General features: G+C 53.2%; 14 protein-coding genes. 12 read left to right on the plus strand and 2 right to left on the minus strand.

Features of this window, described 5'->3' with window-relative positions:
- Positions 1–133: 133 nt before the first annotated feature.
- Positions 134–2,356, plus strand: coding sequence for an EAL domain-containing protein (locus GHC22_RS18335; RefSeq protein WP_153753689.1), 2,223 nt, complete (start codon positions 134–136; stop codon positions 2,354–2,356).
- Positions 2,357–2,542: 186 nt separating this feature from the next.
- Here GHC22_RS18335 and GHC22_RS18340 read toward each other — a convergent pair whose 3' ends face one another.
- Together GHC22_RS18340 and GHC22_RS18345 are read right to left on the minus strand one after the other, a co-directional pair.
- Positions 2,543–3,931, minus strand: coding sequence for an APC family permease (locus tag GHC22_RS18340; protein WP_153753690.1), 1,389 nt, complete (start codon positions 3,929–3,931; stop codon positions 2,543–2,545).
- Between the two features lie 342 nt (positions 3,932–4,273).
- The gene (locus tag GHC22_RS18345; protein WP_153753691.1) at positions 4,274–5,692 is read right to left on the minus strand and encodes a glutamine synthetase family protein; all 1,419 of its coding nucleotides are present in this window, start codon (positions 5,690–5,692) and stop codon (positions 4,274–4,276) included.
- A gap of 212 nt (positions 5,693–5,904) precedes the next feature.
- Here GHC22_RS18345 and puuD point away from each other — a divergent pair, with 212 nt between their 5' ends.
- The 11 genes from puuD to appC all read left to right on the plus strand — a co-directional run bounded on the left by puuD (position 5,905) and on the right by appC (position 17,516).
- Positions 5,905–6,669: a gamma-glutamyl-gamma-aminobutyrate hydrolase gene (gene puuD, locus GHC22_RS18350; RefSeq protein WP_149607802.1), complete on the plus strand. Its 765-nt coding sequence runs from the start codon at positions 5,905–5,907 to the stop codon at positions 6,667–6,669.
- Between the two features lie 25 nt (positions 6,670–6,694).
- Positions 6,695–7,252, plus strand: coding sequence for an HTH-type transcriptional regulator PuuR (puuR, locus tag GHC22_RS18355; protein WP_003830877.1), 558 nt, complete (start codon positions 6,695–6,697; stop codon positions 7,250–7,252).
- 138 nt (positions 7,253–7,390) lie between these two features.
- On the plus strand, positions 7,391–8,878 hold the full coding sequence (gene puuC / locus GHC22_RS18360; protein WP_048236025.1) for an aldehyde dehydrogenase PuuC: 1,488 nt from the start codon (positions 7,391–7,393) through the stop codon (positions 8,876–8,878).
- A gap of 2 nt (positions 8,879–8,880) precedes the next feature.
- Positions 8,881–10,161 carry an FAD-binding oxidoreductase gene (locus GHC22_RS18365; protein WP_153753692.1) on the plus strand — a complete coding sequence of 427 codons (1,281 nt, stop codon included), beginning with the start codon at positions 8,881–8,883 and terminating at the stop codon, positions 10,159–10,161.
- A 208-nt stretch (positions 10,162–10,369) separates the two neighbouring features.
- Positions 10,370–11,497: a hydrogenase 1 small subunit gene (gene hyaA, locus GHC22_RS18370; RefSeq protein WP_153753693.1), complete on the plus strand. Its 1,128-nt coding sequence runs from the start codon at positions 10,370–10,372 to the stop codon at positions 11,495–11,497.
- On the plus strand, positions 11,494–13,287 hold the full coding sequence (gene hyaB / locus GHC22_RS18375; protein ID WP_048236028.1) for a Ni/Fe-hydrogenase large subunit: 1,794 nt from the start codon (positions 11,494–11,496) through the stop codon (positions 13,285–13,287). Before hyaA ends, hyaB begins: the two co-directional genes overlap by 4 nt.
- A gap of 18 nt (positions 13,288–13,305) precedes the next feature.
- Positions 13,306–14,040, plus strand: coding sequence for a Ni/Fe-hydrogenase b-type cytochrome subunit (hyaC, locus tag GHC22_RS18380; RefSeq protein ID WP_032942451.1), 735 nt, complete (start codon positions 13,306–13,308; stop codon positions 14,038–14,040).
- Positions 14,037–14,618: a hydrogenase 1 maturation protease gene (hyaD, locus tag GHC22_RS18385; protein ID WP_128612361.1), complete on the plus strand. Its 582-nt coding sequence runs from the start codon at positions 14,037–14,039 to the stop codon at positions 14,616–14,618. Before hyaC ends, hyaD begins: the two co-directional genes overlap by 4 nt.
- Before the next feature lie 5 nt (positions 14,619–14,623).
- Positions 14,624–15,025: a hydrogenase-1 operon protein HyaE gene (gene hyaE, locus GHC22_RS18390; RefSeq protein ID WP_153753694.1), complete on the plus strand. Its 402-nt coding sequence runs from the start codon at positions 14,624–14,626 to the stop codon at positions 15,023–15,025.
- A complete protein-coding gene (locus GHC22_RS18395) occupies positions 15,025–15,882 on the plus strand; it encodes a hydrogenase expression/formation protein (RefSeq protein WP_153753999.1) in 858 nt (285 codons plus the stop codon). Before hyaE ends, GHC22_RS18395 begins: the two co-directional genes overlap by 1 nt.
- Before the next feature lie 89 nt (positions 15,883–15,971).
- Positions 15,972–17,516 carry a cytochrome bd-II oxidase subunit 1 gene (appC, locus tag GHC22_RS18400; RefSeq protein ID WP_153753695.1) on the plus strand — a complete coding sequence of 515 codons (1,545 nt, stop codon included), beginning with the start codon at positions 15,972–15,974 and terminating at the stop codon, positions 17,514–17,516.
- Positions 17,517–17,523: the final 7 nt, after the last annotated feature.

The following is a 17,523-nucleotide window of genomic DNA, read 5'->3' on the forward strand; positions in this document are numbered from 1 at the left end:
TTCACATAACATATTTTAGAATGGTTTTCAATTAGCGAAAACATCCAAAAATACACATTTCGAACCTCTAGTCTAACCTGTTTTAAGTAGATGACTTAAATCGAGAACGGTGATAACTCACTGAGAATTGCGAATGATGATATTGCTAAGAAAAGCGGAAAATATAAATTTCATTAATACAATTAGAGACTATTTTTGTGTCGGCATCGCGTTTTTTGCATTACAGCTGGTCGCAGGTCATCTCAGTAAGCAAGAGGATGTTGCGGGTATAACACTGCATTTTTACGATCTCACTTTACCTCTCATTTCTGCACTGCTGGTTTTATACCGGCAAAAGGCGCTGCCAATTTTGGCTGCCTTTTTCTTGTATGCGCTTTACTCTTACTCTTTATCTTCGGTATTCACACTAACGGCTCAGCTACTGGCTGCACTCATTAGCCAGACACTCTACTTTTTCTCGACAGGCAAACGAGGCGCGGTTAGCTTTGGTCGTAGCCAGCTTACAACCCTGCGTATTGTCTGGCTCGTGTGTTGCAACGCCTTACTATTCATCTCAATTGATCACTGGTTCCAATCGAACACAGCCTCTGCATCGATCGCAAACCTTTTTACACTACAAACATTAATTAACTTACAGTGGCTGATGAACTCTTGCCTGACTGGCATCCCTTTTTGTTATCTGTTGCTTAGAAGCGTTCAAAATCCTGCATGGTGCATTCTATACATTAGACAAGTAAAGGCGCTGATAAAATCCGGCCCTCCTATTCTGTATCAAGTATTATGGCTGGTGCTGTTACTGTGCATTATGTCCGCTTTGATCGTCATCAGAGAGGATATTCTTATATTTACAGACTATTCATTACTGTGGTTACTTCCAGTAATGCTATGGGGAGTGATCTGTATTGGCCATGCTTTGATATCCCCTGTATGGGTAACAATGCTCATCCTGTTGGGATATTATATAAACAGTTATATTCCACCTGCTAACTATAATAATTATGTACATAGTCTCGTGATTTCCTCCACGATAGTGTTTGTCTTTTCTATTACGATTGTTGTTACCGGTGTACTTGTGGTTCATAACCGAAAATATCTCCGCCGCCTCAAACAACTTTTTAGATCAGAGCCTAACACCGGACTGCCTAACTTTCAGGCCCTGCAAATGGACATCCGTAAACACGCAACAGAGTGCTTGTGTTACATCCGTTGTACAGAGTTGAATACGCTGGAGCAAACTCACGGAATAGAATTCCGTTTTGAATTTGTAAAAGCGCTAAGTGCATATGTACGTAAATTGATTAAGGGTACAGGTGACATTTATTACGCACCAGGTCATGGAATAATTCTTCGCCTTAATGCTGTCCCTGACATTCCTGATCTCTACAAAGACCTAAACTCTTTTCGTTTTATCTGGAAGGACTACCAATTAGGGCTATCTTGTGGTGTGGCGTATACCACCGAGAAAAACCTGATTAAAAATTTATCTCAAGCAATTAAGCATCTTAATACCCAAAGCTACATCTCGTTAATGCAGGGGCAACCGTTGTTACTCAGCCCGCAAGTGCCAGGTGATAAAATTGTCAGCCAGGCTGTCATTCGTCATATGTTGCAAAAGGCAATTGACAGAAAGTCGTTTGAGCTTATGGCTCAACCCATCGTATCAACGATGCTGGTTGTTCAGCCGATCGTTTCAACCACGGGACTGACACGTTATCACGAGATACTTATTCGGATAAAAATGGTTGATGGCAAGTTAATCTTTCCAGACACCATCCTACCGGTTGCTCGCGAGGCAGGATTACTTCCTGCGCTGGATATCACTGTTATAGAGCAAACATTTCGTTTTATACAGTCACGGCAGAAATCTGACCCAAACAGTCACTTCTCCATTAATCTGACGCCTGACTCGCTTAATAAAATTGATTTTCTTGATAATGTTTTTACATTGTTCAGAAAATACTCAATAACACCTGAACGTATAATATTTGAAGTTATTGAATCAGATATTATTGACAACGCTAATGTCACTGATGTTCTGAGAGCACTACGTAAAGCCGGTTCTAAAATTGCTATTGATGATTTTGGCACAGGAGCATCAAGCTATTCACGACTACGAACGTTAGACGCAGATATTCTGAAAATTGATGGTTCCTTCATCCGTAACATACTGACCGATGAATTTAGTCGATGCGCCGTCAGATCCTTCTGCGAAGTAGCAAAACTCAAAAACATGGAAGTAGTCGCTGAGTTTGTTGAAAATGAGGAAATTGAAAAGATGCTAATTACGATGGGTATTGGTTGGTTACAGGGATACCATATAGGGAAACCCGTTCCTATTGAGTTGGCTGAATTATAATTCAGTAATTATAATAATAATTATATTCCTACATTGATTTACTTACCGGCTCCCGTGCCGGTTTTTTTATTCCCTAAAACAAGCGGGACTTTAATTAAAGCAGGTATGCCGCGACCGTTTGCCGCGACATACCGTGTTTCATTTTTACCTCAACTCAGCCGAATGCTACGGCCTATTCAGCTTCCATCACTCCCAGGCGCGCTCAGATTTCGCGGCGTCAAACTGCGGCGGCGGTTTGCGAAAACGTCCGGTCAGCCAGGCAAGATACACCAGCCCAACGCCGGCCCATACCAGACCCAGCGTCAGCGATGTCACCTCAAGATTCACCCACAGTACGGCAACCGTGGCGGCACCGACCATTGGCAATACCAGATAGTGCAGCTTCTCCTGCCAGGTATGCTTGCGTCCTTCACGACGCCAGAAGTGGTTAAACACGGAGAGATTAACGAACGTAAAGGCCACCAACGCACCAAAGTTAATCAACGCCGTGGCAGTCACCAGGTCAAAAAACAGGGCCGACAGCGCCACAATCCCGACCATGATGACGTTCAACGCGGGAGTACGCCATTTGGGATGGACATAACCAAAGTACTTCTCCGGGAAGACGTTATCGCGGCCCATCACGTACAGCAGACGCGAAACGCTGGCATGCGACGCCAGACCTGAAGCCAGCGTATTCACAAAGGTGGTACACAGGAAAATAGACTGGAACAGCTTGCCGCCGACGTATAGCGCAATCTCCGGTAGCGCCGCATCCGGGTCTTTGAATCGGCTAATGTCCGGGAAGAACAGTTGCATAAAGAACGAGGCAGCAATGAAGATCAGCCCACCGTACAGCGCGGTAAGAAAAATAGCTTTTGGAATGGTGCGCGCAGCATCCGGTGTCTCTTCAGATAGGGTCGTCACCGCGTCAAAGCCGAGAAACGAGAAGCAGACAATGGTCGCCCCGGTGATAATCGGGATCAAATGCGCATTCTGGCTGAAAAACGGTTGCAGCGACCAGACGGTCCCAACCCCTTCCCCTTTGTGCAGCCCCTGCACCACGAGGAAAATGAACACCACGATGATCGCCACCTGCACCAGTACAAAAAGCGCATTGAAGTTCGCTACCAGATTAACGCTTTTCAGATTGGCCGCGGTGAGGATCGCGACGAACATCACCACCCAAATCCATGGCGCAACCCCCGGGAACAGCGCGGAAAGGTAAATTTTCGCCAATAGTACGTTAATCATCGGCAGGAAAAGGTAGTCAAGCAGTGACGACCAGCCGACCATAAACCCGACATGCGGGTTGATCGCTTTTTGCGCATAGGTATAAGCCGAACCGGCCTGTGGAAACTGGCGCACCAGCTTTCCATAACTGATGGCGGTAAACAGTACTCCCGCCAGGGCCAGCAGGTAGGAGGCCGGAACATGGCCATTGCTAATACCCGAAACAATGCCAAAGGTGTCAAACACCGTCATCGGCGTGAGATAGGCAAGCCCCATCACCACCACCTGCCACAGCTTCAGGGATTTACGCAGCTGTGCTTTGCCCGGCTGGGCAGAATGATCCGCAGAAGAGTTAGTCGACATAGTTTTCCTCCCCGCTACGAGTCCAGATCTGCGTTCGAAACGTGGGTACAGCAGACCTGGGTCGTGTCGGGGAGGAATGGCATAAAAAAGGCGTCAATGGGGTACGGCACAGATGCGGTCCGTATTTACTGCGGGAGCCATGAATACTCACGCGGGGCGGGTTTTTAAACATTGGCATCATCACATTTCCTCGTCACAAACTCTGTCGGTTATCTGAAGACCCGTTGTCGCCCGCGCTCCATTACGCGACATCCGGGAAATGGCAGGTATTCCTGCAATTTTTACGGGCTGGCTCCGCTCAGCCCGCATGATGCGACTTCTTTTCAATGACCTGTACAACGGTCAGGCGTTTTTCAGCATCCACTCAATTTCAGTGTCGGTAATCAGACGTTCAAACTGGATAAGCTCATCGTTTTTACAGGCGTGATACACATGGCTAAACCGCTCACCCAATAGTTCACGCAGACTGTCATTTTGCATAAACTCCCACAGCGCATCGCTCTGGCGAATCGGGAACGGCAGCCCTTCCTGCTCCAGACCGTTACCCTCCACTTCTTCTTGTAACGGCAGTTCGTTATCCAGACCGTGAAGGATCCCCGCCAGGATGGTCGACATCACCAGATACGGGTTGGCATCAGCCCCCGCTACGCGATATTCAACCCGATGGTTATCACGGTCGCCGCAGGGAATACGCAGCGCCACCGTACGATTGTTGTGCCCCCAGGACGCCTGGGTCGGAACATACATCCCCGGCTGGAAGCGGCGATAGGAGTTCACATTCGGTGCCAGCAGCGCCATTGATGCGGGCATCAGATCAATCATCCCGGCAAGCGCACGCTTTAATAACGCGGAATCATCGCCATTCGCATCAGCCAGCACGTTCTCACCTTTGTTATTCATTACGCTGATGTGGATATGCATCCCGCTACCGGCATGCTCCTCATAAGGTTTTGCCATAAAAGTGGCATGCATCTTATGTTTCTCCGCCACCAGCCGTACCAGACGTTTCAGCGCCAGCGCGTCATCGCAGGCGTCGAGCACGTTGTCGGTATGGTAGAGGTTGATTTCAAACTGCCCAGGAGAGGCTTCAGCCACCGCGCCGTCAGCCGGGATCAGCTGTAAACGGGCCAGTTCATCGATATCGTTCAGCACATCCGCAAAGTGGTTCAGGTTATCAACCGAATAAACCTGACTTTGGGTATTACGATCGTCCGTTCCCGGCGCGCATGGCGGCTGCAGATAACCTTCGGGGTCACGCTTACGATCGAGTAAATAGAACTCCAGCTCTACCGCTACGACGGGGAACAGACCGCGCTGGCGAAGTTTCTGCCAGAGTCGGTTTAGTACGTTCCGCGGCTCAACGTCAAAGGGAGCGCCATCTTCATCCAGCATCGTCAGCATCATCTGCGCCATAAATTCCGGATCGGCAGCCGAAGGGGTTAACGTACCTGCCACGGGTACACAGGTCCGATCGGGTTCGCCAAGCTCCTGGCCTAATCCCGCCTCTTCGACCACATTGCCCAGAATATCCATCGCGAAAACGGATGCCGGGAAATAGCAGCCTTTCTCTAACTTATGCAATCCCGCAACGGGAAGGCGCTTACCGCGAAAACAGCCATTAAGGTCGGTTAACAACACATCCACATACTGCGTATTAGGATAGCGTTCCAGATATTGCTTAACTTCGCGCGCAAACGCGCTACTTCGTCTCTCTTCAGAATGCTGAACAAAATTCTCAACTTCTACGATATTGGTTTCCATGATTCACCGCCGTTGGCCTGGTAAGCTGTTCTGTGATTTGACTGTTAAATATAATGTCCACCCTTCGACTCTGGATGCAAACAAATTGTTTGTCAAATGTTAAATTAAGTTTGCTAGAAGGTTATTCCGCTGCTAGATTGAGAAAATAATGAACGGAATGGCACAACAAGGAACCGTTTGGCAATAATTTATTCCAAAACGTGAGGTCGATCATGGGCAATATATTTGACAAGCCAGTTATTGGTGTAGTGATGTGTAGGAACAGGCTTAAGGGTCACCAGACCCAGACTCTGCAAGAAAAGTACCTGAATGCGGTATTAAATGCCGGAGGATTACCGATAGCGCTTCCCCATGCGCTTGCGGAACCCGAATTGTTGAACGCGCTGTTACCGAAACTGGACGGTATCTTCCTGCCAGGAAGCCCAAGCAATGTGCAGCCGCACCTCTATGGTGAAAATGGCGATGAGTCTGACGCCGATCCCGGGCGTGATCTTCTGAGCATGGCGCTAATTACCGCCGGGCTCGAAAGGCGCATTCCCATTTTCGCCATCTGCCGGGGCTTGCAGGAATTAGTTGTCGCCACTGGCGGGACTCTGTATCGTCGCCTGTGCGATCACTCACAGTTCCTGGAACATCGTGAAGATGCGGAACTCCCGGTGGAGCAGCAATATGCACCATCTCATGAAGTCCAGGTTCAACAGGGAGGATTGCTATCTCAGTTAATACCAGGTTGCAGCACGTTTTGGGTCAACTCCTTGCATGGTCAGGGCGCAAAAACCCTTGGCCCGCAGCTGCGCGTGGAAGCACGCTCGCAGGATGGATTAGTGGAAGCTGCCAGCGTCTATGACCATCCTTTCGCGCTCGGCGTGCAGTGGCACCCGGAATGGAACAGTAGCGAATACGCCCTGTCGCGTTTGTTACTTGAAGGTTTTATCACCGCTTGTCAGAACCACCTCGCTGAAAAACAGCGACTCTGACCACTACAGTTAAGGAAATGCAATTATGAGCGATGACGGCCTGGCGCCGGGTAAACGTTTGTCAGAGATCCGCCAGCAATTGGGTCTTTCGCAGCGTCGTGCCGCCGAACTGTCTGGGTTAACGCATAGCGCCATCAGCACCATAGAGCAGGATAAAGTCAGTCCTGCCATCAGTACGCTGCAAAAGCTATTGAAAGTATATGGGCTGTCGCTCTCCGAGTTCTTCGCGGAACCGGAAAAGCCTGACGAACCGCAGGTGGTTATCAATCAGGATGATTTGATTGAGATCGGGAGTCAGGGAGTATCCATGAAGCTGGTACACAACGGAAATCCGAATCGTACGCTGGCAATGATGTTTGAAACCTATCAGCCAGGCACGACAACCGGGGAGAGAATTAAACATCAGGGTGAAGAGATTGGCACAATACTGGAAGGTGAAGTGATACTGACCATCAACGGTCAAACGTATCCTCTTGTTGCAGGGCAAAGCTATGCCATTAACACCGGCATACCACACAGCTTCAGCAACACCTCGGCAGGGATCTGCCGCATCATCAGTGCCCACACTCCCACCACTTTCTAATAAGTAGCGGCCTGAGTTTCTCAGGCCTTCTTAAATAACGCGCATTAACAGGGTACATCCCTGGGGCATCGTGCAGCCTGATTTTGCCTGAAAAAGATCAGCAACGAACTTTATCTTATTGATATAAAAGGAGTAGCTATGAACTTTCAGAATCTTAAATATTGGCGTGAGAAAGCCAGCCATTATTCACCAGAGACCCGTTTATTTATTAACGGCGAATATTGTGCCGCCGCTGATAACGAAACCTTTATTACGCTGGATCCGGCAGGACAACGTCCTCTGGCTAAAGTCGCCCGCGGTAAAAAAGCGGATGTGGACCGCGCGGTCACCGCAGCCCGTACCGTCTTTGAACGCGGAGACTGGTCGCAAGCATCACCCGCAGAGCGCAAAGCGGTACTGCACAAACTCGCCGATTTAATGGAGCAGCATCACGAGGAGCTGGCGCTACTGGAAACGCTCGATACCGGTAAACCGATTCGCCATAGCCTGCGTGATGATATTCCCGGCGCGGCGCGCGCCATCCGCTGGTATGCCGAAGCTATAGATAAAGTCTATGGCGAAGTTGCCACTACCTCGGTGAACGATCTGGCACTGATTGTGCGCGAACCGGTGGGCGTGATTGCCGCCATCGTACCGTGGAATTTTCCTCTGCTGCTGGCCTGCTGGAAACTCGGCCCGGCACTGGCTGCGGGTAACAGCGTGATCCTCAAACCCTCGGAGAAATCACCGCTGACCGCCATTCGCCTGGCTGCGCTGGCTAAAAAAGCAGGTTTGCCCGATGGCGTTCTCAGCGTTGTTAGCGGGTATGGTCACGAAGCGGGTCAGGCGTTGTCACAACATCCGGATGTTGATGTGATCACCTTTACCGGCTCGACTCGTACCGGCAAGCAACTGCTCAAAGATGCTGGCGACAGCAACATGAAACGCGTCTGGCTGGAGGCCGGAGGTAAAAGCGCCAATATCGTGTTTGCCGACTGCCCGGATCTGCCGAAAGCCGCCGCTAATGCAGCGGCAGGTATCTTCTATAACCAGGGCCAGGTTTGTATCGCCGGTACGCGCCTGCTGCTGGAAGAGAGTATTGCCGACGAATTTATCGCGCTGCTGAAAGAGCAGGCGAAAAACTGGCAGCCTGGCAACCCGCTGGATCCGGAAACCACGATGGGCACGCTTATCGACAATGCGCATGCCGACACCGTAGACACGTTTATTCGCGACGGTGAAGCGCAAGGCACGCTGGCGCTGGATGGCCGCAGCCACGTACATCCCGCCGCTATCGGCCCGACGATTTTTGTCGATACCGCACCGCAGGCCCACGTTAGCCGTGATGAAATCTTCGGCCCGGTACTGGTCGTCACCCGTTTTAGCAGCGAAGCCGAAGCTCTGGCGCTGGCTAACGACAGTGACTACGGCCTCGGCGCCGCGGTCTGGACCCGCGATTTGTCGCGCGCCCATCGTATGAGCCGTCGCCTGAAAGCCGGCTCAGTCTTCGTGAATAACTACAACGACGGTGATATGACCGTGCCGTTCGGCGGTTATAAGCAAAGCGGTAACGGACGCGATAAATCCCTGCATGCGCTGGAAAAATTTAGCGAACTGAAAACCATCTGGATCTCCCTGGAGTCTTAATCATGACTGAACATACCAGCAGTTATTACGCCGCAAGCGCCAATCAGTACGAACCGTTTCCGCCCCTTAGCGAATCGGTAAGCTGTGATGTTTGCGTCGTGGGCGGTGGTTATACCGGACTCTCCTCCGCCCTGCATTTAGCGGAAATGGGTTATGACGTGGTGCTACTGGAATCCGCGCGTATTGGTTTCGGGGCCAGCGGACGTAACGGCGGTCAGTTGGTGAACTCCTACAGTCGCGATATCGACGTCATCGAACGTACCTATGGCCCGGACGCCGCTAAAATGCTCGGTGGAATGATGTTTGAAGGCGGCAATATCATCCGCGAACGCATCAAGCGTTATCAGATCGAATGCGACTATCGTCCCGGCGGGCTGTTTGTAGCGCTGAACCACAAACAGATGGAAACGCTGGAAGAGCAGAAGTCGAACTGGGAACGCTACGGCAACACGCAGCTTGAACTGTTAGACAGCAGTGAAATTCGTCGCGAAGTCAGCAGCGATCGTTATGTCGGCGCGCTGCTCGACCACAGCGGTGGTCATATTCACCCGCTGAACCTGGCGATTGGCGAAGCTAACGCCATTCCTCTGAACGGCGGACGCGTCTACGAACAGTCGCCAGTCACCCGTATTCAGCACACCAGCCCGGCGGTGGTCAGCACTGAAAAAGGCCAGGTGACGGCCCGCTTTGTGATCGTCGCGGGCAACGCCTATCTCGGTGACAAACTGGAACCTGCGCTGGCAAAAAGCAGCATGCCGTGCGGCACGCAGGTGTTAACCACCGAACCGCTGTCGGCGGAGATGGCGCGCTCGCTGATCCCGAAAAACTACTGTGTGGAAGATTGTAACTACCTGCTCGATTACTACCGTCTGACCGGGGATAACCGCCTGCTGTACGGCGGTGGTGTGGTCTACGGCGCTCGTGATCCGGACGATATTGAGCGTCTGGTAATGCCGAAACTGCTGAAGACCTTCCCGCAATTGCAGGGGGTAAAAATTGATTACCGCTGGACCGGTAATTTCCTGTTAACGCTGTCTCGTATGCCGCAGTTCGGCCGTCTTGATACCAACATTTACTATATGCAGGGCTACAGCGGCCACGGCGTGACCTGTACTCACCTGGCAGGACGCCTGATTTCCGAACTGCTGCGCGGGGATGCCGAGCGCTTTGACGCGTTCGCCAACCTGCCGCACTACCCGTTCCCGGGAGGCCGCAGCCTGCGCATTCCGTTTACCGCCATGGGGGCGGCATATTACAGCTTACGCGATCGCCTTGGGGTTTAAGTTCTTCCGCGATAAACCCGACGCACAGGGCGATCCCCCCTGTGCGTTTTTTTATTCCTGGAAAGCGAAAAACAGATAACAGGTACGAAAATATCGCAATAGGACATAACCACACTCTTTGCATTGTTTCTCCCTTCCGATCGGATACGCTTTTTTAGATATCGCTGGCGGCATGCGCCAGAACTCAACGGGGGAAGAAACGCGTGTTATGAATACGAATAACGAGGAGACCTTTTATCAGGCGATGCGCCGCAAAGGCGTAAGCAGACGCAGTTTTCTCAAATATTGTAGCCTCGCGGCTACATCGCTGGGGTTGGGAGCCGGAATGACGCCCAGAATTGCCTGGGCGCTAGAGAACAAACCCCGGATCCCGGTAGTCTGGATCCACGGGCTGGAATGCACCTGCTGCACCGAATCATTTATCCGCTCCTCTCACCCACTTGCCAAAGACGTCATCCTCTCCCTGATTTCCCTCGATTACGACGACACGCTGATGGCCGCCGCCGGAACGCAGGCCGAAGAGGTATTTGAAGACATTTTGCGCCAGTACCATGGCCGCTACATTCTGGCCGTCGAAGGCAACCCTCCGCTGGGCGAGCAAGGGATGTTTTGCATCAGCAGCGGGCGCCCTTTTATTGAAAAGTTAAAACGAGCCGCAGCAGGAGCCAGCGCGATTATCGCCTGGGGAACCTGCGCCTCCTGGGGCTGCGTGCAGGCTGCCCGGCCTAACCCTACCCAGGCTACGCCGATCGATAAGGTGATCACCGATAAGCCGATCGTGAAAGTGCCCGGCTGCCCGCCGATTCCGGATGTCATGAGCGCCATCATTACCTACATGGTGACATTTGATCGTTTGCCTGAACTCGATCGTCTGGGTCGTCCGCTGATGTTCTATGGTCAGCGTATTCACGATAAATGCTACCGCCGCGCCCACTTTGACGCCGGGGAGTTCGTTGAGAGTTGGGACGATGACGCCGCCCGCAAAGGCTATTGCCTGTACAAAATGGGCTGCAAAGGGCCAACCACCTATAACGCCTGTTCCACCACCCGCTGGAATGGTGGCGTTTCTTTCCCCATCCAGTCCGGCCACGGTTGTCTGGGATGTTCGGAAAACGGCTTCTGGGATCGCGGTTCGTTCTACAGCCGCGTGGTTGATATTCCACAAATGGGGACGCATTCAACCGCCGATACCGTGGGCCTCACCGCGCTAGGCGTCGTGGCGGCCGGTGTCGGTGTTCACGCAGTCGCCAGCGCCGTCAATCAACACAACCGCCACAAACAGCAACTAGCCGACGCCGGACAACAGTCTCCAGACAATAAGGATAAACAGGCATGAGCAATTCGTATCAAACCCAGGGATATACGGTCAATAATGCCGGTCGCCGCCTGGTTGTCGACCCCATCACGCGCATTGAAGGCCATATGCGTTGTGAAGTGAACATTAATGAGCAGAACATCATCACCAACGCAGTTTCCTGCGGCACTATGTTCCGCGGGCTGGAGATCATTCTACAGGGGCGCGACCCGCGCGATGCCTGGGCATTTGTCGAACGAATTTGCGGAGTGTGCACCGGCGTACATGCGCTCGCCTCGGTCTATGCCATTGAGGACGCTATTGGCATAAAGGTGCCCGACAACGCCAACATCATTCGCAATATTATGCTGGCGACGCTGTGGTGCCACGACCATCTGGTGCATTTTTACCAGTTAGCCGGAATGGACTGGATTGACGTGCTGAATGCACTGAAAGCAGACCCGCGCGCCACATCGCAGTTGGCACAAAGCCTTTCAGCCTGGCCGATGTCTTCTCCAGGCTACTTCTTTGACGTTCAAAATCGCCTGAAGAAATTTGTCGAAGGCGGTCAGTTGGGGATTTTCCGCAACGGTTATTGGGGACATCCGCAGTACAAGCTGTCGCCAGAGGCCAACCTGATGGGCTTTGCCCACTATCTGGAAGCGCTCGATTTTCAGCGCGAGATCATCAAAATCCATACGGTGTTTGGCGGTAAGAATCCGCATCCGAACTGGATTGTCGGCGGGATGCCGTGCGCTATCAATATCGATCAGAGCGGCGCGGTAGGCGCAGTCGATATGGAACGCCTGAACCTGGTGCAGTCGATCATCACCCGCACCGCTGATTTCATCAACAACGTCATGGTGCCTGACGCGCTGGCTATCGGCCAGTTCAATAAACCCTGGAGCCAGATTGGCACCGGGCTTTCTGATAAGTGCGTCTTAAGCTACGGCGCGTTCCCGGATATCGCCAATGACTTCAGCGCGAAGAGCCTATTGATGCCTGGCGGCGCGGTGATTAACGGTGATTTTAACAACGTCATGCCGGTGGACCTGAACGATCAGCAGCAAATTCAGGAGTTTGTCGATCATGCCTGGTATCGTTATCCGGACGATCAATTAGGTCGCCACCCGTTCGAAGGGATTACTGAACCCTGGTACAACCCGGGCGATGTCAAAGGCAGCGATACCGATATCAAGCAGCTCAACGAACAGGAACGCTATTCGTGGATTAAAGCCCCGCGCTGGCGGGGACACGCTATGGAAGTTGGGCCGTTGGCGCGTACGCTGATTGCCTATCACAAAGGGGATGCCGCCACGATTGAATCCGTGGATCGCATGATGTCCGCCCTCAAGCTGCCGCTGTCGGGTATGCAATCAACGCTGGGACGTATTCTGTGCCGCGCGCACGAAGCGCAGTGGGCCGTGAGCAAGCTGCAATATTTCTTCGACAAGCTGATGACCAACCTGAAAAACGGCAATCTGGCTACCGCAAATACCGAAAAGTGGGAGCCTGAAAGCTGGCCGCAGCACTGTCGCGGGATCGGTTTTACCGAAGCGCCGCGCGGAGCATTAGGCCACTGGGCATCGATTCGTGACCAGAAGATCGACCTGTATCAATGCGTGGTGCCGACCACCTGGAATGCCAGCCCGCGCGATCCAAAGGGACAAATTGGCGCTTACGAGGCGGCGCTGATGGGCACCCAAATGGCGATACCGGATCAACCGTTGGAGATCCTGCGCACCTTGCACAGCTTCGACCCCTGCCTGGCATGTTCAACCCACGTACTCGGCGACGACGGCAGCGAGCTTATCGCCGTCCAGGTTCGCTAAGCGTTAAGGAACGGAACGATGACTGGAAAAACATCCCCACGCGTCGGGGAGGCGCGTGATACCGCCACCAGCCACTATGTGTTTGAAGCGCCAGTACGCTTGTGGCACTGGCTGACGGTGGGCTGCATGTTGGTGTTGATGGTGACCGGATACTTCATTGGCCGACCGCTGCCATCGGTCAGCGGTGAGGCCACTTATCTGTTCTATATGGGCGACATTCGGCTGGTGCATTTCGCCGCCGCCATGGTGTTCACGGTGATACTGCTGATGCGCATTTACTGGGCCTTCGTCGGTAACCGCTATTCACGCGAACTGTTTATCGTGCCGGTCTGGCGGCGCAGTTGGTGGCAGGGTGCGTATTCTGTGGTGCGTTGGTATCTGTTTCTGGAAAAAAAACCGGGAGATGATATCGGTCATAACCCCATCGCACAGGCGGCGATGTGCGGTTATTTCCTGCTTTCCGTTTTTATGATCCTCACAGGTTTTGCCTTATACAGCGAACATAGCCAGTACGCCATTTTTACCCCTTTCCGCTATGTGACAGAGTTTTTCTACTGGACCGGCGGGAACTCTCTCGATATCCACAGTTGGCATCGGTTAGGGATGTGGTTCATCGCCGCCTTCATCGTAGGCCATGTGTATATGGCGATTCGTGAGGACATCATGTCTGACGAGACCGTCATCTCAACCATGATTAACGGCTTTCGTAGCCATAAGTTTCCCAAGGGTCAGCACGATAAGGAGGCGTCATGAGCGAACCTAACGTCATCGTGATGGGCTTAGGCAACCTGCTGTGGGCAGATGAAGGGTTTGGTATTCGCCTCGCTGAGCGCCTGTACGCCCATTATCACTGGCCAGAATCGGTAGAGATTGTTGACGGCGGCACGCAGGGACTGAATCTGCTGGGCTACGTTGAGCAGGCCAGCCATTTGCTGCTGCTTGACGCCATCGACTACGGGCTTGAGCCGGGAACCCTGCAAACTTACGCCGGAGACAAAGTCCCGAGTTACCTCAGCGCTAAAAAAATGAGTCTGCATCAGAACAGCTTCTCTGAAGTGCTGGCTCTGGCGGATATTCGCGGCCATCTCCCCGCGCACATCGCTCTGGTGGGACTACAGCCGGTACAGCTGGACGACTATGGCGGCAGCCTGACCGACATCGCGCGCGCTCAGCTCCCGGCGGCAGAACAGGCCGCGCTTACGCAACTGGCCGCGTGGGGCATTGCGCCACAGACAAGCGATGAAACGCGTTGCCTGAACTATGACTGCCTGTCGATGGAAAACTATGAAGGCGTGCGTATTCGCCAGTATCGCGTAACGCTGGAGAGATAATTAACATGTTGAATGACCAACCGTTTTCTGCGCTATGGCAGCGAATGCTGGCTAAGGGCTGGCAACTGCTGAGCGCATCTGAACTGGATGACTGGATAACCCGCGTGGGTGATGGCGTGGTCCTGCTCAGTAGCGATCCTCGCCGTACACCGGAAGTCAGCGATAACCCGGTCATGATTGCCGAGTTGCTCCGCGAGTTTCCCCAGTTTGACTGGCACATCGCTATGGCGGATCTTGAACACAGCGAGGAGATCGGCGATCGCTTTGGCGTGTTCCGTTTTCCGGCTACCCTGGTGTTTACCCAAGGTGAGCTGCGCGGCATTCTCAGCGGTATCCACCCGTGGGCCGACTTGCTCAACCTGATGCGTCCCCTCGTTGAAGAACGTATACCGCCGGAGTCTGCATGATGAGCGATTCCTTTTTTCATCTGCTGGGGCCAGGAACGCAGCCGGGTGATGACAGCTTCAGCATGAACCCCTTGCCCCTCACCTGCCAGGTCAACAGCGACCCCAGCATGGCAACACTGGAAAACTGTCCGCACAGCCCGGCGGTGATGGCATTGTTAGCCGATGTGCGCCACCAGCTCACCCAGAGAATTCCCGCCAAACAGGATGTGCTGGGATGGGATTTATCCGCGCTCAATGCAGACGATCTCACCTTTCTGAATACGCTACTCGGCGAAGGCGAAGTTTCCGTGCGCATTCAGCATGCTGACGGCAGGGCGAGCGAGATTCAGGAGTCGATTTTCTGCGGTATCTGGCGGGTGCGTTGTCAGAATGACAAGGGGCAATGGCAGGAACATCTGGAAGCAGGTAGCGCGCCACGGGCGCTGTGGCAGGCGGCAACAATCAATACGCTGCCGGACGATAGCCTGCTGCCTCCGCCTATAGATGGGTTGATGAATGGCCTGACGCTGGCCCAGGAACTGCTGGCGCACGTGCGCGATCCGGCAGCGCAACCCCATAGCATTAATCTCACCCAACTGCCGATTAGCGACGCGGATCGCCTGTTCCTCGCCTGCCTGTGCGGCGAAGGACACATTCAAATCCGCACCATCGGCTACGGCGAGAGCCAAATCGACGCCACGGCGCTGCGCCATGTCTGGCATGTTCGCTGTCTGGATACCCTGAAAGGGCTTCTGCTTGAGAGTTATGAGATCTGTCCGTTGCCGGAACTGGTGTTGGCCGCACCGGAAGATCTGCTCGACTCGCTCGAGCGCCTGGATGAAGTCTGCGGCTGGCTGGCATCCGGCCCGCCTGCCTGATCCCCCTCTTTAGACCCGCGTACTTTTCTACTGCGGGTCTGGCGTTTTCTTCCTTACCTATTCACTCTCTAATGCCTGATGGAGTTCGCATGTGGGACGTCATTGACTTATCGCGCTGGCAGTTTGCGCTGACCGCGCTGTACCATTTTCTGTTTGTTCCCCTGACGCTGGGGCTGATTTTTTTGCTGGCCATCATGGAAACCCTGTTCGTGGTGACCGGCAAAACAGTCTACCGCGACATGACGCGTTTCTGGGGAAAGCTATTCGGTATTAACTTTGCGCTCGGCGTGGCAACCGGCCTGACCATGGAGTTTCAGTTCGGTACTAACTGGTCGCTTTATTCCAACTATGTGGGTGATATTTTCGGTGCCCCGCTGGCGATGGAAGCCCTGATGGCTTTCTTTCTTGAATCCACCTTCGTGGGGCTGTTCTTTTTTGGCTGGCAGTGCTTAAACAAGTATCAGCATTTACTGGTGACCTGGCTGGTTGCGTTTGGCTCTAACATCTCGGCCCTGTGGATCCTCAACGCCAACGGCTGGATGCAATATCCAACTGGCGCTCACTTTAATATTGATACCCTGCGCATGGAGATGACCAGCTTTAGCGAGCTGGTCTTTAACCCCGTCAGCCAGGTGAAATTTGTGCATACCGTGATGTCCGGTTATGTCACCGGCGCCATGTTTGTGATGTCCATCAGCGCCTGGTATTTGCTGCGTGGTCGCAATCGCGAGTTCGCCCGGCGCTCCTTCGCGGTGGGTTCCGTCTTTGGCACGCTGGCTATCCTCGGCACGCTACAACTGGGTGATAGCTCAGCCTATGAGGTCGCCCAGCTCCAGCCGGTAAAACTGGCGGCAATGGAGGGCGAATGGCAAACCGAACCGGCCCCCGCGCCCTTTCATGTCATCGCCTGGCCGCAGCAGGAGCAAGAGCGTAACGCCTTTGCCGTGAAGATACCGGCCCTGCTGGGTATCCTGGCGACTCACTCGTTAGATACCCCGGTTCCAGGACTCAAAAATCTGATGGCGGACGCGCTCCCACGCCTGCAGCGAGGCCGGGAGGCATGGTTACTGATGCAGGAAATTGCCAAAGGTAACCGAACGCCTCAGGTACTGAACGCTTTTCACGCTGTGGAGAAAGATCTGGGTTACGGCATCCTGCTGGCGAACTACGCGCCTGACATGAACCACGTTACGCCAGCGCAATATCAGGCCGCGCAACGCGGCGCCATTCCGCAAGTGGCCCCCGTGTTCTGGAGCTTTCGCATCATGATTGCTTGCGGTTCGCTGCTGCTACTGGTGATGGCGATTGCGTTGATACAGACCTTACGCTGGCGTATCGACCAGCATCGCTGGGTACTGCGCATGACGCTGTGGAGCCTGCCGCTACCATGGATTGCCATCGAAACTGGCTGGTTTATGACGGAGTTTGGCCGCCAGCCGTGGGCGATTCAGGATATTTTGCCGACATGGTACGCCCACTCCGCGCTGAGCGCAGGCCAACTGGCCTTCTCGATGGGGCTAATTCTCACGCTTTACACCCTGTTTTTAATTGCTGAGGTCTACCTGATGCAGAAATACGCGCGCCTTGGTCCAGATGCAATGCATAACCAGCAACCAACGCAACAACAGGGATAAAGGAGAC

The organism is Citrobacter sp. H12-3-2 (assembly GCF_009649895.1).
Taxonomy (GTDB): Bacteria; Pseudomonadota; Gammaproteobacteria; order Enterobacterales; family Enterobacteriaceae; genus Citrobacter; species Citrobacter portucalensis.